14 protein-coding genes and 1 pseudogene are annotated in these 22,084 nt (G+C 65.9%); 8 read left to right on the plus strand and 7 right to left on the minus strand.

Annotated features, from left to right (window positions below):
• Positions 1–22: 22 nt before the first annotated feature.
• Together A5625_RS21725 and A5625_RS21730 are read right to left on the minus strand one after the other, a co-directional pair.
• The gene (locus tag A5625_RS21725) at positions 23–463 is read right to left on the minus strand and encodes a DUF402 domain-containing protein (protein ID WP_066998794.1); all 441 of its coding nucleotides are present in this window, start codon (positions 461–463) and stop codon (positions 23–25) included.
• Between the two features lie 98 nt (positions 464–561).
• On the minus strand, positions 562–3,300 hold the full coding sequence (locus tag A5625_RS21730; RefSeq protein WP_197516182.1) for an FHA domain-containing protein: 2,739 nt from the start codon (positions 3,298–3,300) through the stop codon (positions 562–564).
• A gap of 310 nt (positions 3,301–3,610) precedes the next feature.
• On the opposite strand from A5625_RS21730, the gene A5625_RS21735 reads away from it, so the two are divergent.
• From A5625_RS21735 to A5625_RS21745, 3 genes are all read left to right on the plus strand, one after another.
• A complete protein-coding gene (locus A5625_RS21735; protein WP_066998800.1) occupies positions 3,611–5,683 on the plus strand; it encodes a serine/threonine-protein kinase in 2,073 nt (690 codons plus the stop codon).
• A 189-nt stretch (positions 5,684–5,872) separates the two neighbouring features.
• Entirely contained in the window at positions 5,873–8,032 is a 2,160-nt protein-coding gene (uvrB, locus tag A5625_RS21740) for an excinuclease ABC subunit UvrB (protein ID WP_066998803.1), read from the plus strand.
• A 57-nt stretch (positions 8,033–8,089) separates the two neighbouring features.
• Entirely contained in the window at positions 8,090–9,508 is a 1,419-nt protein-coding gene (locus A5625_RS21745) for an MFS transporter (protein ID WP_066998806.1), read from the plus strand.
• 37 nt (positions 9,509–9,545) lie between these two features.
• Here the strand turns inward: A5625_RS21745 and A5625_RS21750 are convergent, their stop codons facing one another.
• Entirely contained in the window at positions 9,546–11,129 is a 1,584-nt protein-coding gene (locus A5625_RS21750) for a glycosyltransferase family 39 protein (RefSeq protein ID WP_066998809.1), read from the minus strand.
• 285 nt (positions 11,130–11,414) lie between these two features.
• On the opposite strand from A5625_RS21750, the gene A5625_RS21755 reads away from it, so the two are divergent.
• Complete coding sequence (locus A5625_RS21755; protein ID WP_066998812.1) at positions 11,415–11,858, plus strand: universal stress protein; 444 nt, start codon at positions 11,415–11,417, stop codon at positions 11,856–11,858.
• A 6-nt stretch (positions 11,859–11,864) separates the two neighbouring features.
• Here the strand turns inward: A5625_RS21755 and A5625_RS21760 are convergent, their stop codons facing one another.
• Complete coding sequence (locus A5625_RS21760) at positions 11,865–12,542, minus strand: MBL fold metallo-hydrolase (RefSeq protein ID WP_066998815.1); 678 nt, start codon at positions 12,540–12,542, stop codon at positions 11,865–11,867.
• A 189-nt stretch (positions 12,543–12,731) separates the two neighbouring features.
• Here A5625_RS21760 and uvrA point away from each other — a divergent pair, with 189 nt between their 5' ends.
• Positions 12,732–15,653, plus strand: a complete 2,922-nt coding sequence (gene uvrA, locus A5625_RS21765) for an excinuclease ABC subunit UvrA (protein WP_066998818.1) — start codon at positions 12,732–12,734, stop codon at positions 15,651–15,653.
• 35 nt (positions 15,654–15,688) lie between these two features.
• Here the strand turns inward: uvrA and A5625_RS21770 are convergent, their stop codons facing one another.
• Positions 15,689–15,937 carry a hypothetical protein gene (locus A5625_RS21770; RefSeq protein WP_066998820.1) on the minus strand — a complete coding sequence of 83 codons (249 nt, stop codon included), beginning with the start codon at positions 15,935–15,937 and terminating at the stop codon, positions 15,689–15,691.
• Between the two features lie 212 nt (positions 15,938–16,149).
• On the opposite strand from A5625_RS21770, the gene A5625_RS21775 reads away from it, so the two are divergent.
• Together A5625_RS21775 and A5625_RS21780 are read left to right on the plus strand one after the other, a co-directional pair.
• The gene (locus A5625_RS21775; protein ID WP_066998822.1) at positions 16,150–16,866 is read left to right on the plus strand and encodes a hypothetical protein; all 717 of its coding nucleotides are present in this window, start codon (positions 16,150–16,152) and stop codon (positions 16,864–16,866) included.
• A gap of 57 nt (positions 16,867–16,923) precedes the next feature.
• Entirely contained in the window at positions 16,924–18,294 is a 1,371-nt protein-coding gene (locus A5625_RS21780; RefSeq protein WP_066998825.1) for a cytochrome P450, read from the plus strand.
• Positions 18,295–18,336: 42 nt separating this feature from the next.
• Here the strand turns inward: A5625_RS21780 and A5625_RS30795 are convergent.
• Positions 18,337–19,380 (minus strand): annotated as a pseudogene (locus tag A5625_RS30795) (GGDEF domain-containing protein); the annotation flags it as partial.
• Between the two features lie 155 nt (positions 19,381–19,535).
• Between A5625_RS30795 and A5625_RS21785 the strand changes: the two are divergent.
• A complete protein-coding gene (locus A5625_RS21785) occupies positions 19,536–20,135 on the plus strand; it encodes a bifunctional 2-polyprenyl-6-hydroxyphenol methylase/3-demethylubiquinol 3-O-methyltransferase UbiG (protein ID WP_066998888.1) in 600 nt (199 codons plus the stop codon).
• A 6-nt stretch (positions 20,136–20,141) separates the two neighbouring features.
• On the opposite strand, the gene A5625_RS21790 is transcribed toward A5625_RS21785, so the two are convergent.
• Positions 20,142–22,034: a bifunctional diguanylate cyclase/phosphodiesterase gene (locus A5625_RS21790; protein ID WP_066998828.1), complete on the minus strand. Its 1,893-nt coding sequence runs from the start codon at positions 22,032–22,034 to the stop codon at positions 20,142–20,144.
• Positions 22,035–22,084 lie beyond the last annotated feature (50 nt).

Consider the following 22,084-nt stretch of genomic DNA (forward strand, 5'->3'; position numbering starts at 1 on the left):
CGCCAGTGGATCGAGGTAACCGCTAACGTGAGCGCCAGGTCAGCGCCATGCCGTGGTGCGCCAGCCACCGCGCCAGGTCATAGCCGTTGCAGGCCAAGCCATCGACGGCGGCGACGGCGCGCAGTACCGCCTGCTCGGCGGTCTCGGGTGTCAACAGGCCGTGGCGGACCGCATCCAACAGCTCGTCGACATCGGTGAGCTCGACTCGGGCGCCGGTGCGTACCTCGATGTCCAGGTAGTGGTCTTCGGAATGCCACACCGTGGCACCGGGTCGGTATTCGCCGACATCCAGGTAGTAGTCATGGTCGCGTTCATGCCCGGGGTTGAAGTGAAAGACCGTGGCGCGCAAGCCCAATGACGGCAGCAGCCACGATTCGAGGTAATGGAACTGGACGCGGCCGGGAGTGGGGCGGGCAATGTAGAGCCCCCACGGGTGCACCGCGTACTCGTCGACGGCCCGCACGATGCCCTTTGGATCGGTGTTGGTGCGCGCTTGAAGGTCGAACGTCTCGTGCTTCGGTGGATGGATGGTCTCACCCTACCGGTCCACTCGCCGATTGGTTACCGGCGTAGCCGGATCTTCCAGCGCACGAAGCCTGCGTAGAACAGCGACAATGCGGCCAGCATGCCCATGTCGAGCAACCAGATCTTCGACGTGTGCTGCCAGAAACGATCTTGGGACAGCAGCGAATCGGGCACCACGTGGCGCAAATCCACCGTCGATGCTGCCGCGGCGTAGCCCCAGCGGGCCGGCATCGCCCACGACAGCTGGTTCAAACCGAGCCGGCCGGTCACCGGGACCATACCGCCACACAGCACCAGTTGGGCCATCACCGCCACCACGAACAGCGGCATGATCTGCTCACTGGAGCGGACCAGCGACGAAATAGCCAACCCCAGAATGGCGGACGCCACACACGTCGCCGCCACAGTGGCGAACAGTTCGAGGGTCGCGCCGACGGTCGAGTGGCCGAACAGAACCGCGCCGCGCGTCGGGGTGCCCTTGCCGATCACCACGATCGCCGTGACGATTGCGGACTGCAATATCGCGAACCCGCAGAACACCGCGCTCTTGGCCACCAGGTAGGCGCTGGTGGACAGTCCAACCGCTTGCTCACGCTGGAAGATGGCGCGTTCGCCGACCAAGTCGCGAATTGTCAAGGCGGTGCCCATGAATGCCGCGGCCGGCATCAGCAGGGCCAGTATCTGCGCGGCTTCGTCGGGTGTCCCCGCATTGGGCCCGGGAACATGAAATCCGTTGCTGCCCGGAACCGTCAGGGACAGTGAGCCCAGGATGAACGGCAGCAGCGCCAGAAAGACGAAGTAGGCGCGGTCGGCGATGACCAGCCGGACCTGCCGGCGGGCGATTGTCGAGATTTGCCGCCGGACGCTGGTGTGGACCGGTTCGCCCAGGCTGCTCGGCTCGTCGGTCTTGTCCGGCAGGTACTTCTGCGGCCGCTTCTGAGCCTCGTTCTGTTCCAGGAAGCGGCGGTTGGCTTCTTCGGGATCCGCGCCGACCTGGGTGAAGATCTTCGCCCAGTTGGTGGTGCCCATCGCTCCACCGATCTGGTCGGGCGAGCCACAGTAGGCCGTCTTGCCGCCGGGCGCCATCAGCAGGACCTGGTCGCACACATCCAGGTAGGACAGTGAGTGCGTCACCACCAGCACCACCCGACCGGCATCGGCCAACTGGCGCAACATCGTCATGACCTGCAGATCCAGCGCGGGATCCAAACCCGAGGTCGGTTCGTCGAGGATCAACAGCGACGGCCCGGTCAGCAGTTCGAGTGCCACCGACGCGCGTTTGCGTTGTCCGCCGGACAGTTTGTCGACTCGGGTGTCGGCGTGCTTGGTCAAATCGAGTTCCTCGAGCACCTGAGCGACCACCTTGGCGCGGTCCGCTTTGCTGGTGTCGGGTGGTAGTCGCAGCTCGGCGGCGTACCCCAGCGCCTGATTGATGGTCAGCTGGCGATGCACCACGTCGTCTTGCGGGACGATGCCGATCCTGCTGCGCAGCGACGCATACTCCGCGTGGATGTTGTGGCCCTCGAACGTGACTGAACCCGATGTCGGGGTGGTGTAGCCGGCGATGAGGCGGGCCAGGGTGCTTTTTCCGGCACCCGATCCGCCGATCACCGCCGTCAACGTTCCGGGACGCGCGATCAGCGAGATGTCGTCCAGCAACTGCTTGCCGTTGTCGACGACGTACTTGACGTTGCGTACCTCGAGACCGCCGGTGCGGCTGGCGGCGTCGCTGTATTCGGTCAGGGTGCCGTCGCGGAATAATAGGTCGACGTTGCCGATGGTGACCACGTCGTCTTCGGACAGGATCGCCGATCCGACCCGAGTGCCGTTGACGAACGTGCCGTTGACACTGGTGTCCCGGATCTCGGTGCCCAGCTGGGTGGGTACCAACGTCGCGTGCTGGCGTGACGCCAAGACATCGGAGACGACGATGTCGTTCTCGGCGGCGCGGCCGATGGTCATGGCGCCGGCCGTGCCGGCGGCCGACGACGCGCGCGGCGAGAGCAACTTCACAAAACGGGTCGCCAGGTTGGACACGTCGGCCGTCTTGGTGTCGATCACCGTGAATTCCGCTGCGGGCGTGGCGGAGGCGGGTGGCGGCGCAGCGGTGTCACTCGCACCGGGCGGTGTGACCTGCAGCCTTGCCGGTGAGCCCGGGTCGATGACGGTCAGCTCCTCGGGCGGTGTGCCCCGCGGCGCCGGCATGGGTGGCACGCGCGGCGGCACCGCCGGCTGTCGCGGCGGTGCATTCGGCGGTCTCGCCGGCTGCCGGGGCGGCACCGGGCGCGATGGCGCGCCCTGCGGACCGCCACGGGCCGGGCTTCTGCCCTGGCCGCCGGGCCGGCCCTGCGCAGGCCTCGGCTGGTGCGTCGGACTTGTTTGCTCAGCAAGCGCGGACCAGGCCAGCGTCGGCGGTCCGGAATCGTGACTTGGCCTGGTTCGGGGCGGATGGCCGGCATGACCCTGCTGCGGACCGATTGCGAACGTCAAGCGCGGTCCTTGCGGGTTTCCGAGATGAATGCTCTGACCGTCGTGGACATCGACGACCGGCATCCGGTAGCCGTTCAGGTAGGTCCCGTTCAGCGAGCCGTTGTCGATTGCCAGCCAACGGCCTTGGTCGAACCGCAGGATCAGATGCGCGCGCGAGATCCGCGGATCGGCGATGCGCACATCGGCCTGTACGTCGCGCCCGACGACCACCTCCTGGCCGGCGGCGAAGGATCGTTGGGACCCGTCATGCCGAATTGTCAGGATGGGCGGGGCGGGTCGAGTCACTACTCAAGTATCGGCCCGCGTTGCCAGTGCCCACTATTGGACCCGCCTGTGACTTCGCTTTGTGTCAAGCCGCCCACTCATAGCTCTTTCATAGCCTGCTGAGACGAATCGCCTACTGGTGTGCGGCATTATTCGTTCGAAAGGGGTGCGATCTTCGATTGTGTCCGCGTGCCGAGCACGGCGTGGTGCTGGGCAGACAGCGAGACGGGGTAGAGGGCCCAATCGCGATGCGCATGCCCATGGTGCTGCAATCCGCATCACGGTGCGGCGACACCTGGGTGGTGCCGGAACACGAGGGGGCAAGGCATTGATGGACGAGCACAAGGGAACTACCCGGCGCATCGGCGCCGGGCGACGATTACTGAGCAACCCGCGGCAAGCGCGGGAGGCGTTGCGTGCGGGCTTTCAGTCGTTGCCCGCCATGCCGATCGGGCAGCTGTTCCGCCGGATACCTCCGGTCGATTCGGCCCCACACGTGGAACCCGCGGTGGCGCAACAACACAACGATTCCAGTGGGTCGCGCCTTGCGATCGGCAACGGCGCGGCGTTCGCCGGCTACACGATATTGCGGCAGCTGGGTGCCGGCGGCATGGCCGAGGTCTATCTGGCGCTGCATCCCCGGCTGCCCCGCCGCGATGTGATCAAGGTGCTGGCCGAGGCGGTGACCGCCGATCCCGAGTTTCGCGAAAGGTTCAACCGGGAGGCCGATCTGGCCGCGACGCTGTGGCACCCGCACATCGTCGGTGTGCACGACCGCGGCGAATTCAATGGGCATCTGTGGATTTCGATGGACTATGTCGAGGGCACCGACGCCTCGCGGCTGGTCAAAGAGAGCTACGCCGAGGGCATGCCGATCCACGAGGTGTGCGCCATCGTGCAGGCGGTGGCGGGCGCTCTGGACTATGCCCACGATCGTGGCCTGCTGCACCGTGACGTCAAGCCCGCCAACATCCTGGTCACCCATCCCGAAGAGGGGGAGCGCCGAATCCTGTTGGCGGACTTCGGTGTCGCGCGTCACCTTGGTGACATCAGCGGCATCACCGAGACGAACGTCGCGGTGGGAACGGTGGCGTATGCCGCGCCCGAGCAGCTGACGGGTTCGCCTATCGACGGGCGGGCGGACCAATACGCCTTGGCCGCAACGGCTTTCCATCTGCTTACCGGTGCGCCGCCGTTCCAGCATTCCAACCCCATCGCGGTGATCAGCCAGCACCTGCACGAGGACCCGCCGCGGCTCAGCGATTTCCGCCCCGATCTCGCGGAGCTCGACGAGGTGTTCTGCAAGGCCCTCGCCAAACAGCCCGAGGACAGGTTCGATCGGTGCCGCGCGTTTGCGGCCGCGGTCAGCGAGTCGTTCGACGGCGTCTCCGACGTCGGCCGCGGCGCCCAGCTTGGTACCGCCGTGTCGGCACCGCACCGCCGACACGGGCCCGGTGGCGTCATTGCCGGTCTGAGCCACCGGTTTTCGTCGAAAACGCGTTGGGCGACCGCGCTGCTGTGCGCGGTGCTCATCGCCGTCGCGGCGACCTGGTCGATCCTCTACTCGTTTCAGCCCGAGACGCCGCCGAGTAATCCCGCGCTCGCGTCGAAACCATCCGTCCCTGCACCCAGCGCCGCACCCACCGCGGGCGGACCGGTGCTCAACGGGACCTACAAACTGAACTACGACCAGACCAAGCGCACCACCAACGGCGTTTCCATTCGGCACGGCGGGGCGGCCACCGGCTGGTGGGCATTCCGGTCGGTGTGCACCACCAACGGATGTGCGGCCACCGGCACCCAACTGGACGATGCCACCCACCAGGTGGCCAATACCACCGATGGCGGCCAGACCGACACGCTGCGCTTCGTGAGTGGTTACTGGCAGGGCGCCCCCACCCAGCAGCGGGTGGGCTGCACTCAGCCCAATGGGCAGGTGCGCGCAACTCAGCAGGAAACCATCGCCTGGTCGCTGGCACCGCAAGCCGACGGAACCCTGCGCGGCACCGAGACGGAGACCGTGCTCAGCAACGAGTGCGGCGGCCAGGGGGCGGTGGTGCGGGTGCCGGTGGTGGCCACCCGGACCGGTGATGCGCCCGCGAAGGTGACGCTGGGTGACCCCACCCAGGTCATCAACACCTCGACCGCGGCCGCCCCGACCCCACCGGTGCTGGGCGGGCTGTGCAGCGACATCGGCAAGCTGGCCTACGACCCGACCAACAACGAGCAGATCGTCTGCGAGGCGAGCAGCTGGGCCAAAGCGCCGATCACGATGGGCGTGCACGCCGCAGGCAGCTCGTGCGACCGGCCGAACACCTCGGTGTTCGCCATGAGCACGTCCAGCGATGGCTACCTGCTGCAGTGCGATCCGGTCACCCGGACATGGACCCGGCCGGCCGGATAGCCGACGCGGGTTGGCCTCCCGGGGTATCAATAGGTGACTCTCGAACCCGCTAGCGCAGGTGCTAGCGCTTTTCGGATTCGCTTTATCCTCTCGGACAGGTACCGCTGTGGCCGGTGTGGCCAAGGTGCCAGACGGCGTCATAGCAGCCGCTCCGCGACACTTGTCGGTGATCGGTTCTACCCTGGTGGCATGGCATTCGCCACGGAACATCCGGTAGTAGCGCATTCGGAATATCGCGCGGTCGACGACGTCGTCCGCGTCGGCGGCGACTTCAAGGTGGTCAGTCCGCACGATCCCGCCGGGGACCAGCCCGCTGCCATCGAGGAGCTGGAGCGCCGGGTCAGGGCGGGGGAGCGCGACGTGGTGCTGCTCGGCGCCACCGGCACCGGCAAGTCGGCCACCACGGCCTGGCTCATCGAGCGGCTGCAGCGGCCCACCCTGGTGATGGCGCCCAACAAGACGCTGGCCGCCCAGCTGGCCAACGAGCTGCGGGAAATGTTGCCGCACAACGCGGTTGAGTACTTCGTCTCGTACTACGACTACTACCAGCCGGAGGCCTACATCGCGCAGACCGATACCTACATCGAGAAGGACAGCTCGATCAACGATGACGTGGAGCGCTTAAGGCACTCCGCGACCTCGTCGTTGTTGTCGCGCCGCGACGTGGTTGTGGTGGCGTCGGTGTCGTGCATCTACGGCCTGGGCACGCCGCAGTCGTACCTGGACCGCTCGGTCGAGCTGCGGGTCGGCACCGAGGTGCCCCGGGACGCGTTGTTGCGGCTGCTGGTCGACGTTCAGTACACCCGCAACGACCTGTCGTTCACCCGTGGCTCTTTCCGGGTGCGCGGTGACACCGTGGAGATCATCCCGTCCTACGAAGAGCTGGCGGTGCGTATCGAGTTCTTCGGCGACGAGATCGAGGCGCTGTACTACCTGCACCCGCTGACCGGCGACGTGATCCGCCAGGTCGACTCGCTGCGCATCTTCCCGGCCACCCACTACGTCGCGGGCCCGGAGCGGATGGCCCACGCGATCTCGACCATCGAACAGGAGTTGGCCGAGCGGCTGGCCGAGCTGGAAGGTCAGGGCAAGCTGCTCGAGGCGCAACGGTTGCGGATGCGCACCAACTACGACATCGAGATGATGCGCCAGGTCGGGTTCTGCTCGGGCATCGAGAACTACTCGCGCCACATCGACGGCCGGGGCCCGGGTTCGCCGCCGGCGACCCTACTCGACTACTTCCCGGAAGACTTCCTGCTGGTCATCGACGAATCCCACGTCACCGTCCCGCAGATCGGCGGCATGTACGAGGGCGACATGTCGCGCAAACGCAACCTGGTCGAGTACGGATTCCGGCTCCCGTCGGCGTGCGACAACCGCCCACTGACCTGGGAGGAGTTCGCCGACCGCATCGGGCAGACGATCTACCTGTCGGCCACTCCCGGTCCCTACGAACTCAGCCAGTCCGGTGGCGAGTTCGTTGAACAGGTAATCCGGCCGACCGGCCTGGTGGACCCGAAAGTGGTGGTCAAGCCGACCAAGGGACAGATCGATGACCTGATCGGCGAAATCCGCAAGCGCACCGAGGCCGACCAGCGGGTGCTGGTCACGACGCTGACCAAGAAGATGGCTGAGGATCTCACCGACTACCTGCTCGAGATGGGTATCCGGGTGCGCTATCTGCACTCCGAGGTCGACACGTTGCGGCGGGTGGAGCTGCTGCGCCAGCTGCGGCTGGGCGAGTACGACGTGCTGGTCGGCATCAACCTGTTGCGCGAGGGCCTGGACCTGCCCGAGGTGTCGCTCGTGGCGATCCTCGATGCCGACAAAGAGGGCTTCCTGCGGTCGTCGCGCAGCTTGATCCAAACCATCGGCCGCGCCGCCCGCAACGTCTCCGGCGAAGTGCACATGTACGCCGACACCATCACCGATTCGATGAAAGAGGCCATCGACGAGACCGAACGGCGTCGAGCCAAGCAGATCGCATACAACGAGGCGCACGGGATCGATCCACAGCCGCTGCGCAAGAAGATCGCCGACATTCTCGACCAGGTCTATCGCGAGGCCGACGACAGCGAGACGGTGGAGATCGGCGGGTCGGGACGCAACGCATCCCGTGGTCGGCGCGCGCAGGGCGAGCCGGGGCGTGCGGTCAGCGCCGGGGTGTTCGAGGGCCGCGACACGGCCAGCATGCCGCGCGCCGAACTGGCCGACCTGATCAAAGACCTCACCGCCCAGATGATGGCGGCGGCGCGTGACTTGCAGTTCGAGCTGGCGGCGCGGTTCCGCGACGAGATCGCCGACCTCAAGAAGGAACTGCGCGGGATGGATGCCGCCGGCCTGAAATGAGTTTGCTGGCAACCGATCTGCGGTTCGTGTCTCCGCGCGACCCCATACGGTAGAGGAGTGACCGACGCGGCGACTATCACCGGCGGCTGGCGTGAGCTGCTGGGCGCCCGGTATCTGAGGACTTCCATCCTGCTGGCCGGCGGGGTAGCGCTGTACGCCACAAATGAGTTCCTGACCACCAGCTTGTTGCCCAACACCATCGCAGAAATCGGCGGCAGCCGGCTCTATGCGTGGGTGACGACGCTGTATCTGGTCGGGTCGGTGGTTGCGGCGACAATGGTCAATCCGATGCTGTTGCGCGTCGGTGCACGGTCGTCGTATCTGCTGGGACTTGCCGTGTTCGGCATCGCCAGCCTGGTTTGCGCCGCGGCGCCCACCATGCATGTTTTGATTGCTGGGCGCGCCATGCAGGGGGTGGCGGGGGGCTTGCTGGCCGGCCTGGGCTATGCGGTGATCAACTCCGCGCTGCCCCGCTGGTTGTGGACGCGGGGCTCGGCCCTGGTGTCGGCGATGTGGGGAGTCGCGACCGTGGTCGGACCCACGACCGGCGGTCTGTTCGCGCAATTCGGGATCTGGCGATGGGCTTTTGTCGTGATGGCCGTGCTGACCGCGCTGATGGCCCTGCTGGTACCGGTGGCGCTGGCCCGGGTCGACCCGACGTACGGCATCCCGAGGATGAAAGTGCCGGTGTGGTCGCTGCTGATCATCGGCGTGGCCGCGCTGGCGGTCAGCGTCGCGCAGATTCCGCGCAACACCGTCGCAACCTATGGGCTGCTTGCGGTGGGGATCGCGCTGGTCGGCGTGTTCGTGATCGTCGACTGGCGAATGCACGCGGCCATCCTGCCGCCAAGCGTGTTCTCTCCCGGCCCGCTGAAGTGGATCTACCTGACCATGGGCGTTCTGATGGCCGCCGCGATGGTGAACACCTATGTACCGCTGTTCGGGCAGCGGTTGGCGCATCTGACGCCGATCGCGGCCGGTTTCCTGGGAGCGGCGCTGGCCCTCGGCTGGACGGTCAGCGAGATCGTCAGCGCATCGTTGGAGAACCCGCGGACGATCGGGCGGGTGGTCATGGTGGCGCCGCTGGTGGCCGCGTCAGGCCTGGCGCTGGGTGCGGTGGCCCGCCGTGGCGACGGGTCGTCCTGGACCGCCGCGCTGTGGGCGGTGGCCCTGCTGGTCGCCGGCATCGGGATCGGGATGGCCTGGCCGCACCTGTCGGCTCGCGCGATGGCGTCCGTTGCCGACCCGGCCGAAGGCGGCGCGGCGTCCGCGGCGATCAACACCGTCCAGCTGACCTCTGCGGCGATCGGCGCCGGCTTGGCCGGTGTCGTCGTCAACACGGCCACCGGCGGCGAGGGGATGGCCGCACACCTGCTGTTCACCGTCTTCACCGCATTGAGCGCGGCCGGCGTGGCGGTGTCCTATGCCGCGACCCGTGCCACCCGGCAAGCCCAGCCGGTCGGCACGGGAAGCTGAGCTCAGTCCGGGTCGTCCTCGCCCCGGACCGCGGCAGTCACCGAGTGGACTTGACCACCTGCGAGTAGTGGAACTGCCACCGTTCGACAATGTGAAAGCCCAGGTAGCCCGGGAATCGGTACGCCGGAGCGCGCCCGAACGCGCTTCCCGGCGGCAGCGATTGGCCCTGTTGATGATCGGGCAGCGAGTTGTCTTTATTGGTGATGGTCCAGATTGCCGGACATTTGTTGATTTTGGCCGTCGTCAGCCACACGGCGACGTGCCCATCCCACAGCGTTCCGGCCTTGGGGCCGTAGACGCCGCGCTCGACGTCGATCAGCGACCGGAAGGCGTCCGGCCGGGTGGCCAGCAGCGCGCGGATCGGTCCGGGCCTCCAGGGCACGGTGTTGTCCACCATCAGACAGTCACCGGGGGCGGCGTGCGAGCTGATCAAATCGGCGACCTGACTGTAGTCCCAGCCCTCTTTGGCGTACGGCCAGCGTTGCACGAACAGGTAATTCGGCACCGCGGCGATCGCCAACAACAGCACCACGCCGGCGATGGGCCACGGCCGTCGGGCGAGGGTGACGATGCAGACGGCCAGCACGACGGCCATCGCGGGCGCCGTGAAGATCAGGTAGCGCGGGTAGTAGATCGGCTCGCTGACGGCCGAATAGATGACGACCAGGGCGGTAGGGATGACCATCCACGCCGTGGCGATGATCAGCAACCGGCGCAAATCACCGGCCGGGGCCGGCACGCCGGCCAGCCGGGTCACGCCCGCCGCGACGATCAGCACACCGCTGGCAATGGCGAAGGCGACGCTGTGGTCGAAATACTGGCGCAGGATGATGTCGAATGCGTAGTGCCAGCTGACCGGGTAGATCCAATTGACCTGAAACACCTGATTGTGGGCAAACACCGCAAACGGCGTCATAGCGGCGACCGCAACGGCCGAGCCGGCTGCCCACCACAGCACCGGCGATCTGCGGGCGCCTTTCGGCGTTAACAGCGGCAGCATCGCGCCGTAAACCGGCACCAGCAGCACCAGATTCAGATTGAGCAGTATCGACAGCATCAAGCCGAGCGCATACCAAATCCACCCGCGCGGCCTGCCGCGCCGGACGGTGGCCACGAACAACACCGTCAGCCAGGCCGCCGCGGCGGCCACGAACGCGTATGGGCGCGCTTCCATCCCGCCCCACGTCGTGCGGGGCAGGATCGCGAAAATCGCGCCCGCGCACACCGCTGTGGGCCGCGTCGAGAACTGCTTGGTGAACACCGTGACCCCGGCGGCGGCGGCCCCGATGGCCAGGGCGCTGGGGAACCGCGACCAGAATTCGGTGGGCGGGAACAGCGCGAACCAACCGTGCATCAACAGGTAGTACAGCCCGTGGACGGCGTCGATATGACTCAGCAGCCGCCACAGCTCTGGCAAAGTCCGGCTCGCCGCGGCCGATATTGTGGCCCCTTCGTCGAACCACAGCGACGGCCGACAAGCCCAGGCGGCGCTGAGCACGATGGCGAACAGGGCGATTGCCGACGGGTCGAGGAACCTGTCGCGCGCGCGGCCGGGCGCGGGCTCGGCGCCTACCTCCCCGTCACGCGGCTCGAGGGTGGGCTCGAGGGTCGGCATGGACATGATGCTTGTTACTGTAAGGCGCAGTTCATCAAACGGGTCACAAACCGTATCCGGCGCATTCACCGATGGTGCCCAGCTTCACGAAAAGCCGCGTAATGCAATGCCTTCCACGCCGCCCGAGCGCATTCGATTGTTTTGTCATCGGCGATATTGTCCGTTGGCCCAGTCAGACCCCGCAATTCGGAGGACGCGCCACGTCACGCCGTGTAGCTAATCTTCCTCCTGTGCGTGGAGCAAACGCGCTACTGTCTTGGGTTGGCTGACCAACCGAAACTGGGAGGGTAAATGGGCGCCTATCGGACTGTGGTGGTGGGAACCGATGGCTCGGACTCGTCGATGCGCGCGGTGGAGAAGGCGGCGCAGATCGCCGGAGAGGACGCCAAGCTGATCGTGGCGTCGGCGTATCTGCCCCAGCACGAGGACGCCCGGGCCGCCGACGCCCTGCGGGACGAAAGCTACAAGGTTTCGGGCACCGCGCCGATTTACGCGATTCTGCGCGACGCCAAGGACCGCGCCCACGCCGCCGGGGCGAAAAACATCGACGAGCGGCCCATCGTCGGGGCTCCGGTCGACGCGCTGGTGCACCTCGCCGAGGAGGAACACGCCGATCTACTCGTGGTCGGCAACGTCGGCTTGAGCACAATCGCCGGCCGGCTGCTCGGATCGGTGCCGGCCAACGTCTCGCGCCGGGCCAAGACCGACGTGCTGATCGTGCACACCACCTCCTGACGGCGGCTACCAGCCCCGCTCGCGCCATTCACTCAGATGGGGGCGCTCGGCGCCCAAGGCCGTGTCGTCGCCATGGCCGGGATAGATGACGGTGGAGTCGTCATAGACGTCGAACACCCGGGTGCTGACGTCGTCGATCAGCTGGGTGAAATCGCCGGATTTCCAGGTCTTCCCGACGCCGCCCGGGAACAGGCAGTCGCCGGTGAACAGCTGCGTGACCCCGCCGGTCGCGGGTCCGTCCAGGGCCAGCGCGATCGAGCCGGGGGTGTGCCCGCGCAAGTGGATGACGTCGAACGTCAACTCGCCGATCTGCACGGTGTCACCGTTGGCCAGCAAACGGTCCGGTTTGACCGGCAGCGGCTCCGCGTCGATTTCGTTGGCGGCGGTCGGCGCTCCGGTGGCGGCGGCGACCGCCTCCAGCGCCTGCCAGTGATCGAAGTGCTGATGGCTGGTCACGATCAGCGACACCTTCGGCGCGTTCTGCCGGATCAGGTCGATCAAGATGTCCGCGTCGTTGGCGGCGTCGATCAGCAATGTTTCGCCGGTAGCGGAACATGTGACCAGATATGCGTTGTTGTCCATAGGGCCCACCGACACCTTTAAGATCGTGGCGCCGGGTAGGGTCCGGCGGGCCGCGGTACCGGGGTCGACGTGGCCGGTGTAGTTGTCGTCCACTGCAGTCATGTGCGCTACTCCTTGATCCAGCCGAGTCGGCAGCGTCGTCGTCGGCGCCCGTCACTGGCGGCCACGTTACTGGTCACACGTGGCTTGTCGGTATGGGCACATAGCATGGATTGCGCCGTGCGCAATCCCGGTTCGGGATCGCTTTGCGGCTACGGAGAAGTTGCCAGATAGTTCCGGAGAGGGGCAGCGTTGGCTGACCGTCTGATCATCAAAGGCGCCCGCGAGCATAACCTGCGCGGCGTCGATCTCGACCTGCCCCGCGACGCGCTCATCGTGTTCACCGGGCTGTCGGGTTCGGGTAAGTCATCGCTGGCCTTTGACACGATTTTCGCCGAGGGGCAACGCCGCTACGTGGAGTCCCTGTCGGCCTACGCCCGCCAGTTCCTGGGGCAGATGGACAAGCCGGACGTGGACTTCATCGAGGGGCTGTCCCCGGCTGTGTCCATCGACCAGAAATCCACCAACCGCAACCCGCGATCGACCGTCGGAACCATCACCGAGGTCTACGACTACCTGCGACTGCTTTACGCGCGGGCCGGAACGCCGCACTGCCCGATCTGCGGCGAGCGGATCGCCCGGCAGACCCCCCAGCAAATCGTGGATCAGGTGCTGGCGATGCCGGAGGGCAATCGATTCCTGGTGCTCGCCCCGGTGGTGCGCACCCGCAAGGGCGAGTTCGCCGACCTCTTCGAGAAGCTCAACGCCCAGGGCTACAGCCGGGTGCGGGTCGACGGTGTGGTGCACTCGCTGACCGATCCGCCGAAGCTGAAGAAGCAGGAGAAGCACGACATCGAGGTGGTGGTGGACCGCCTGACCGTCAAGGCATCCGCCAAGCAGCGGCTCACCGATTCGGTGGAGACCGCGCTGAACCTGGCCGACGGCATCGTGGTGCTCGAATTCGTCGATCACGAACACGACGCCCACAACCGCGAACAGCGGTTTTCCGAAAAGCTCGCCTGTCCTAACGGGCACGCGCTGGCGGTCGACGATCTGGAACCGCGGTCGTTCTCGTTCAACTCGCCCTACGGCGCCTGCCCCGAGTGCTCCGGCCTGGGAATCCGCAAGGAAGTCGACCCCGACCTGGTGATTCCCGACCCCGAGCGCACGCTGGCCGAGGGGGCGGTGGCGCCGTGGTCGGCGGGTCACACCGCGGAGTACTTCACCCGCATGATGGCCGGCCTCGGCGACGAGCTGGGCTTCGACGTCGACACCCCGTGGCGCAAGCTGCCGGCCAAGGCCCGCAAGGCAATTCTGGAGGGCTCCGACCACCAGGTGCACGTGCGCTACCGCAACCGGTACGGCCGGACCCGGTCCTACTACGCGGATTTCGAAGGCGTGCTGGCGTTCTTGCAGCGCAAGATGGCGCAAACCGAGTCCGAGCAGATGAAGGAACGCTACGAGGGCTTCATGCGCGACGTGCCCTGCCCGGTGTGTGAGGGCACCCGGCTCAAGCCGGAGATTCTGGCGGTGACGCTGGCCGGCGAATCCGGCGGGGAGAAGGCCGCGAAATCCATCGCCGAAGTCTGCGATCTGTCGATCTCGGATTGCGCGGACTTTCTGAACGGGCTGACCCTCGGGCCTCGCGAGAAGGCGATCGCCGGGCAGGTGCTCAAGGAAATCCAGTCGCGGCTGGGCTTCTTGCTCGACGTCGGGCTGGAGTATCTGTCGCTGTCGCGCGCCGCGGCCACCCTGTCCGGCGGTGAGGCGCAGCGCATTCGGCTGGCCACCCAGATCGGGTCCGGTCTGGTGGGCGTGCTCTACGTCCTCGACGAGCCGTCCATCGGGCTGCATCAGCGCGACAACCGTCGGCTCATCGAAACCCTCACTCGGCTAAGGGGTTTGGGCAACACACTGATCGTCGTCGAACACGACGAGGACACCATCGCGCACGCCGACTGGATCGTCGATATCGGCCCCCGCGCCGGTGAGCACGGTGGCCAGATCGTGCACAGCGGCACCTACAGCGAGCTGCTGGCCAACAAGGACTCGATCACCGGCGCCTACCTGTCCGGCAAGGAGCGCATCGAGTTGCCGGCGAAGCGTCGCCCCGTCGACAAGCGGCGGCTGACCGTCGTCGGTGCTCGCGAGCACAACCTGCGCGGCATCGATGTCTCGTTCCCGCTCGGCGTGCTCACCTCGGTGACCGGCGTGTCCGGCTCCGGCAAGTCGACGCTGGTCAACGACATCCTGGCGGCGGTGCTGGCCAACCGGCTCAACGGTGCCCGGCAGGTTCCGGGCCGTCATACCCGGGTCACCGGGCTGGATCACCTGGACAAGCTGGTGCGGGTGGACCAGTCACCGATCGGTCGCACGCCGCGATCCAACCCGGCCACCTACACCGGCGTTTTCGACAAGATCCGCACGCTGTTCGCCGCCACCACCGAGGCCAAAGTCCGTGGCTATCAACCGGGCCGGTTCTCGTTCAACGTCAAGGGCGGCCGCTGCGAAGCGTGCACCGGTGACGGCACCATCAAGATCGAGATGAACTTCCTGCCCGACGTGTATGTGCCGTGCGAAGTCTGTCACGGCGCCCGGTACAACCGGGAGACGCTCGAGGTGCACTACAAGGGCAAGACCATCTCCGAAGTGCTGGACATGTCGATCGAGGAAGCGGCGGAGTTCTTCGAGCCGATCACCGGTATTCATCGCTACCTGCGCACCCTGGTCGACGTCGGGTTGGGATACGTGCGGCTCGGCCAGCCCGCACCGACGCTGTCCGGTGGCGAGGCGCAGCGCGTCAAATTGGCCGCGGAACTGCAGAAGCGCTCCACCGGGCGCACCGTTTACATCCTGGACGAGCCCACCACGGGTTTGCATTTCGACGACATCCGCAAGCTGCTGAGGGTCATCAACGGCCTTGTGGACAAAGGCAATACGGTCATCGTCATCGAACACAACCTGGACGTGATCAAGACCTCGGACTGGATCATCGACATGGGACCGGAAGGCGGTGCCGAGGGCGGAACCGTTGTCGCGGAAGGCACTCCGGAGGACGTGGCCGCGGTGCCGGAGAGCTACACCGGCAAGTTCCTCGCCGAGGTGATCGGCCGTAACCCGGCGCCATCCAGTGCTGCGCGGAAGTCCGCCACGCGTCGCAAAGTCACTGCCTGACAGGCTATTTCGAGGGCGAGCCGGATGGTCGCCGGTTAGTCTTGCTCCGGGTGCATCGACTCGCGGATCTGGGCCAGCCGCTCGGCCGCCGCGCGCTGCCGTTCCTCGTACTGCGCCTCGACCGATTGGCCCTCGGGTGATTCCGCATCGAGTTCGGCGGCACCTTGTGCCGTCGAGTATCGGCCCTCGATCGTGTCACGCACGGATTCAAAGGTCGGAACGCCGGCGCTGTCGTATTCCGGGCCGGGCCGGTTCGCGCCGGGATTGACTGGTTCGTCGGGCATACCGTAACGCTACTGCGATCAGCGCGGGAACGACTGTTCACGGAAACAAATGCCGCGACGAAGCGGCGTGCTTTCGCAGTTCATTGCCCGCGCAAAGGGGTCTTAATTAGCCGCTTATGCAACAATCCCCTTGGTAATTCGTCGCGATTCGAATTAAGAAACAGGCACACCAAAAAATTGCCCCGAAGGCACGGTAATAGCGGAGGTCACCTATGGAAGCGGCGCAACTCACGGCAACCGAGATTGACCGCCCGTGGTCCGACACGGGGTTCGGCTGGCGCGACCACTCGACGGGATGTTGGGTCACCGCGTCCACCCCCGAGGCGGAGCCGGATCTGTGGCATCAGTATCTGGACGGTGCTCTGAACAGTTATCGGCGGCACGGGCTGGATTGGGTGCTCAACCTCGACCACATTCGCGACGGTACCGACACGGCACTGTTTTTTGCCGCGCTTGATCCGGACGGCCGGGTTGTCGGGGGTACCCGCGTCGTGGGGCCGCTGCGCTCGCCGGACGACTCGCACGCTCTCGAGGAATGGAGAGGCAATCCAGGCCTTCCCCTGCTGCGCCACATGATTTCCAACCGGCTTCCGTTCGGCGTCGTGGAGGTGAAAAGCGCCTGGGTCGACTCTGATCAATACGGACATCGCACACTGTCCACGGTGCTGGCCCGCACGGCACTGCCCATGATGACGCTGTTGGGTGCGCAGTTCGTCATGGCAACCGCGGCGGCGCACGTGCTGGATCAGTGGCAGTCCTCCGGTGGCGTCGTGGCCAACCGCGTCCCGGCGGCGTTATATCCCAACGAAAACTACCGAACAAAGGTGATGTGGTGGGATCGTCGCACCATTGCCACACACGCCGAGCCGGCACAATTCAAGCTGATGTGCGCCGAGAACTCCGAAATCCTCAGTCGCATCTCGGCTTAACAGAAATCAGTGAAGTCACAGTTCCGCTTGTCCGCGAAAGTGTTCTAGGGTCGAGTCGTGTCCGTCGCTGAGTCCTTCCGTGACATTGCAACGTTGCCTTTAGCCCCGAAAAACCCACTTCCGTATCGCGAACGGCTAAAGGCCATCAGGGAATTCCATACCGGCACCAACAAACTTCGCGATGCCGGCGGGCCCGTCACCAGGGTTACCTTAGGGCCCAGGTGGCTGATCCCGCCGATCGTTTTGGCGACATCGCCGCAAGGGATCCGCGACATCGTCAGCGTGCGAGACGGTTCCGTCGACAAGACCAGCACGGTGGCCACCGAGCTTCGACGGCTGCTCGGCGGAAACCTGTTCGTCTTGCCCCACGCCGAGTGGTTGCCGCGTCGACGCACCCTGCAACCGGTGTTCACCCGTCAGCGCGTTCGCCAGTTCGGCGGACACATGGCCGAGGCCGCCGAGCTCGTCTGCGCCGAGTGGTGCGAGGACACCGAGATCGATCTGGATGCGCAGTGCCGCACATTGACCTTGCGGGCGTTGGGTCGCTCGGTCTTGGGTTTAGACCTCGCTGAGCGCTCCGACGCGATCGCCGAGCCGCTGCGGGTGGCGACGAGCTACGCGGTCAAGCGAGCGCTGCGGCCGCTTCGCGCACCACATTGGCTGCCCACACCGGCGCGGCGGCGCGCCCGCGTCGCGGCCGGGGTGATTCGCGAGCTGGCAGACGAAATTCTGCAGGCGTGTCGTGCCGACCCCCACCGGGAGGCTCCGCTGGTACGCGCGCTGATCGCCGCCACCGACCCGGAAACCGGGCGGTCGTTGTCGGACGCCGAGATCCGCGACGAGATGATTATTTTCCTGTTCGCCGGCCACGACACCACGGCGACGACTCTGACCTACGCGCTGTGGGCATTGGGTCGTCATCCGGACCTGCAGGATCGCGTCGCGGCCGAAGCCGCCGGCATCGGAGATCGCCGGCTTACTCCCGACGACGTTGCGCGGCTGGGATTTACGGTCCAGGTACTGCAGGAGGCGCTGCGGCTGTGTCCACCGGGACCGACCGGAACCCGGATGGCGACCCGCGACGTCGAGGTTGCCGGCTACCGCGTCAAAGCCGGCACCATGCTGGCATTCGGAAGGATGGCGGCACAGACCGATCCGCGCTTATGGGACGACACGCTGCGATTCGATCCGGAACGATTCGACCCCGGGCGCGCTGAGGGTCGCGACCGCTGGCAATACCTTCCTTTCGGCGGCGGACCGCGCTCATGTATCGGGGACCACTTTGCGATGTTGGAAGCCACCCTCGCGTTGGCGACCATCGTCCGCCGAGTCCGGATCGAGTCTCTGTCGGATGATTTCCCACTGGCCGTGCCCTTCACGATGGTCGCGGCGGCTCCGATCAGGGCCCGGATACGGTTGCGTCGCTGACCTTCCTGCTGTGCTAGGTCCCCAGCTGTGCTGAACCTGGTTTCCGCCGCGGCGTTTGGCGGCATACATCGCCATGTCGGCGACGATGATGAGCTCGTCGACCAGCCGCCATGCCACCTCGGTTTCGGTCAGAAGGTGCAGTTCGGTGCTGGCGGTGCCGATGCTCGCCGTCACCTCCGGGGACAGCTGGGCCAGCGCGGTGCAAAGCTCCGCGGTGAGGGGTCCCACGTCGGGGCTGTCGGAGGTCAGCGCGACCAAGAATTCCTCGCCGCCGGCACGGCAGATGACCGCGTCGGCGGGGGTGTGCCCGCGCAGCACGTCCGCCACGGTCCGCAGAACCTGGTCACCGGCCGAATGGCCGTAGGTGTCGTTGATGCGTTTGAAGTTGTCCAGGTCGGTCATCGCCAACACCAGGTGGGTGTGCGTCGGTGGGGGATTCGCCACCCGGCTACTGACCGCCTCGGTGAACGCCCGCCGGTTCAGCAGGCCGGTCAGCGCGTCCTGCTCGGAGCGGTCAGCGTAGGTTTTCATGGCCTGCGAGGTGCCCCAAATGCCAACGGGGAGGAAGAAATTCAGGAAAGCGTTGAGCCAGAACGCAGAGGCCGCGGCTGCCGCATTGGCCTCGTGGGCCAGCCGCAGCACCGCTACGGTGGCGACCACGACGGCAGCGGCCCCGTTGAAGACCAGAAGTTTGGGGCTGTGCAAAAACGCGATGTAACAGCCGGTGATGGCCAACCCGGTACACGTCAGGGCGGCGAGGCCCGCCGTGGGCTGGACCAGGCTCCACCCGCCGACACACACAATCGCGGCCATGACGCCAACCTGCGACTGGCGACGCGTGGGCCAGCGGGTCAGCCACAACAGGGTCACACCCAGGGTGAAGGTGACGCCAACCACGCCGGTGGCCACCTCTACGGCGCTGGGCTGTTGTTGGGTCGGCAATATGGTGAGCGGTACCAACGCCGATGATCCGGTGATGCCGGCCAAGATCATCCGTGCTGGACGCAGCGTTCCGGATTGGCGCAGGAACATGGTCATCCACTCGTAGTGGTCGGGTTGGCTCCACCACGCTTTGAGCCGTGACATCACTCGGCGAAACCCTTCCCTGTGGTTTTTGAGCCACCCGCGGCCGCTTGTGCTGTGTATGCGGATGCTACTCCCGGGTAACGAGTTGCAAGGGCGTGTTTGGCAAGTCCGGGGTTGACGGCCGGCAGGTCGCCGCGAATGCCATGATTGCGGCCATGGCTTCTCGACACATGCGATTTCGGTTGTTCTATCGGGTCGGCTTCACGCCTTGGGAGGGCCATCAGATCGCGCAGGGCCTGCGGGATCTGATCGAGGGAACGCCGGACACGCCGGCATTGCCGCAAGCGTCTGCCCTGGACGTGGGATGCGGAACCGGTGATTGCGCCATCTATCTTGCTCAGCGGGGCTGGCAAGTCACCGGGGTCGACTACGTCGCAAAGCCGCTCGAAAAGGCGCGGGCCAAGGCCCGCACCGCCAATGTTGAGGTCGATTTCGTCCGTGCTGACGTCACCCAGTTGAGTCAGTCGGGAATCGGTACGGGCTTTGGCTTGATCGTCGATAACGGGTGCATTCACAACATGAGTGGCGCCGATCGTGAGGCATACGTCCGTGAGGTCAGCGCCGTGGCGGCGCCGGACGCGCGGCTTTTCATCGTCGCTTTCCCTCCAGGTGGGCGGTTCGGCGTGCCTGGTATTGATCACGCCGAGATCGAACGACGATTCGCTCCGGGCTGGACGCTGTTGTCCAGCGGCAACGAGCGGGAGCTCGACGACAAGACCGCGACGTACTACTACCTGTTTCAGCGCCGCAGTTAAGACCGATCAGCGGGCGTGTCGTTTCGTGGTCGACACCACGTCGTCGCTTGGGGAAAGCTCCACGTCGGAGAAGTCCATCGGGATAACGCGTTCGGTCAACAGTGCTTCCATCGCCGCGCTGTCCAGCGGGCGGGACAGCAGAAAGCCTTGTGCGCGATGGCAACCGAGGCTGAGCAGCGTCTTGGCCGCGGCCACTGTTTCGACGCCTTCGGCGACGACCTCGAGCCCGAAGGCCTCGGCCAGGGCCATCGTGGAACGCACGATCGCCAGGTCGCCGGCGTCGGTGTCGAGGCTACGAACAAAACCCTTGTCGATCTTGAGCCCGTCGACGGGAAGCGATTTCAGATAGGTCAGCACGCTGTACCCGGTGCCGAAGTCGTCGATAGCGATCTGCACTCCGATGTCCTTCAGGCCGAACAGCGTTTTACGTGTGGCGTCGATATCTTGCACCACCACACTTTCGGTGATCTCCAGGCAGACGGTGCTTGGATCGAGACCAAACTCGTCGAGAGTCGCCGCGACTGTGGCGACGATACCGTCCGTGACCAACTGCACCGGGGATACGTTGACACGTAACACGGTGCCGTGCCCAACGCCGCGTGATTGCCAGAGCCCGAACTGTGCGCACGCCGAACGCATCACCAGACGGCCGAGTTTGGCTCCCAAGTTGATCGATTCCACGACTTGGATGAACGAATCGGGCATCAGCAACCCCAGAGTTGGGTGCTGCCAACGGATTAACGCCTCGGTACCGAGAATGCAGCCGGTGTTCATGTCGAATTCCGGCAAGTAATGCAGCACCAGGGCGCCACTTCCGTTGTCGATCATCCCTTCCAGGTGCAGTTCGATGTCGTTGCGGATCATGTCCGTTATCGACATCTCCGGATTAAAGGTCGCCAGCTTGTTGCCGCCGGACCCCTTGGCCGCCCGGGTGGCCTGATCGACTCGGCGCAGCAGGTCCGACGTGCTCTCGTGTCCGGGTAGGCCGGCCGCGACACCGATACTGACGGTGCGACTCAGCAGCTCGCCGTCAATCGCGATTTGCTGGTGAACCCGTTTGTGCAGCGACCGAGCGAACGCTTCAGCGGCGTCGACGTCCATCGCCCCAGTCGGCACGACGACGAACTCGTCACCGCCGAACCGGGCGATCTCGGACGGGACGTTCTCGGTGACCTCGCGCAGCATTACGGCGAAGGCCTCGATGAACCGGTCACCGGCGTCCTGTCCGAGGCGATCATTGATGACCTTGAAGCGGTCCAGGGCCAGGAACACCACCGCAACCGGCCCCGGGCGTCCCGGAGCCAGCCGGTCGTCGAGGTGGGCGATGAGCGCCCGGCGGTTCAGCAGCCCGGTGAGCTCGTCATGCTCGGCCAGATAGTGGATTTGCTGTTGGGCGACCACGCGGGCCTGCAGCTGCGCGAACAGCGCCGCGATCGCCTGCAGCGCATTGAGCTCTTCGGGTAGCCATTCGCGGTCGCCGACTTTGCCGAAGGCCAGCGTGCCGGTCGTCACATCGCCAGACAGCAGCGGCACAGCGGCCAGCGACACGGCGCCCCACCCGGTGCCCTCGTCGATATTGCGTTGATAATCGGCATTCGCCGGCTCGGGACGCACCACTTCGGGCACTTTGAGGTGCTCGGCCTGGGCGAACACCGAGTCGGCGTCGGCGAAATAGACCACGCCGATCGGGTCGGGATCGGCGTTGCGTGGCGGCCACTCGGCAACCAGCACCGTGGCATGGATGGTGTGATCGTTGTGGCGCAGGAAACTGAAGTCCACAGCTAATTCGCGGACCAGGTCGCCGAGCACCCGTTGACTGATCGCGGCAGCGTCGGCCGCGGTAGCCGCCATCAACTCTGCAGCAGCAGCGGTGACCAGGTAGTCCAGAGTGCCTGACATTGGTCTTACCGTAACCGCAACTGCCGGGCTTCGCGGACATTGGCTAGCGC

Origin of the sequence: Mycobacterium sp. 1465703.0 (genome assembly GCF_001672975.1) — a bacterium.
Classification (GTDB): domain Bacteria; phylum Actinomycetota; class Actinomycetes; order Mycobacteriales; family Mycobacteriaceae; genus Mycobacterium.

Excerpts from the sequence above, each read along its gene's own strand:
- A5625_RS21775 (WP_066998822.1), top strand. The coding sequence starts at position 16,150 with ATGGAAGCGGCGCAACTCACGGCAACCGAGATTGACCGCCCGTGGTCC.
- A5625_RS21760 (WP_066998815.1), bottom strand. The coding sequence starts at position 12,542 with ATGACTGCAGTGGACGACAACTACACCGGCCACGTCGACCCCGGTACC.
- A5625_RS21750 (WP_066998809.1), bottom strand. The coding sequence starts at position 11,129 with ATGTCCATGCCGACCCTCGAGCCCACCCTCGAGCCGCGTGACGGGGAG.
- uvrB (WP_066998803.1), top strand. The coding sequence starts at position 5,873 with ATGGCATTCGCCACGGAACATCCGGTAGTAGCGCATTCGGAATATCGC.
- A5625_RS21770 (WP_066998820.1), bottom strand. The coding sequence starts at position 15,937 with ATGCCCGACGAACCAGTCAATCCCGGCGCGAACCGGCCCGGCCCGGAA.
- A5625_RS21755 (WP_066998812.1), top strand. The coding sequence starts at position 11,415 with ATGGGCGCCTATCGGACTGTGGTGGTGGGAACCGATGGCTCGGACTCG.
- A5625_RS21785 (WP_066998888.1), top strand. The coding sequence starts at position 19,536 with ATGGCTTCTCGACACATGCGATTTCGGTTGTTCTATCGGGTCGGCTTC.
- A5625_RS21790 (WP_066998828.1), bottom strand. The coding sequence starts at position 22,034 with ATGTCAGGCACTCTGGACTACCTGGTCACCGCTGCTGCTGCAGAGTTG.
- A5625_RS21735 (WP_066998800.1), top strand. The coding sequence starts at position 3,611 with ATGGACGAGCACAAGGGAACTACCCGGCGCATCGGCGCCGGGCGACGA.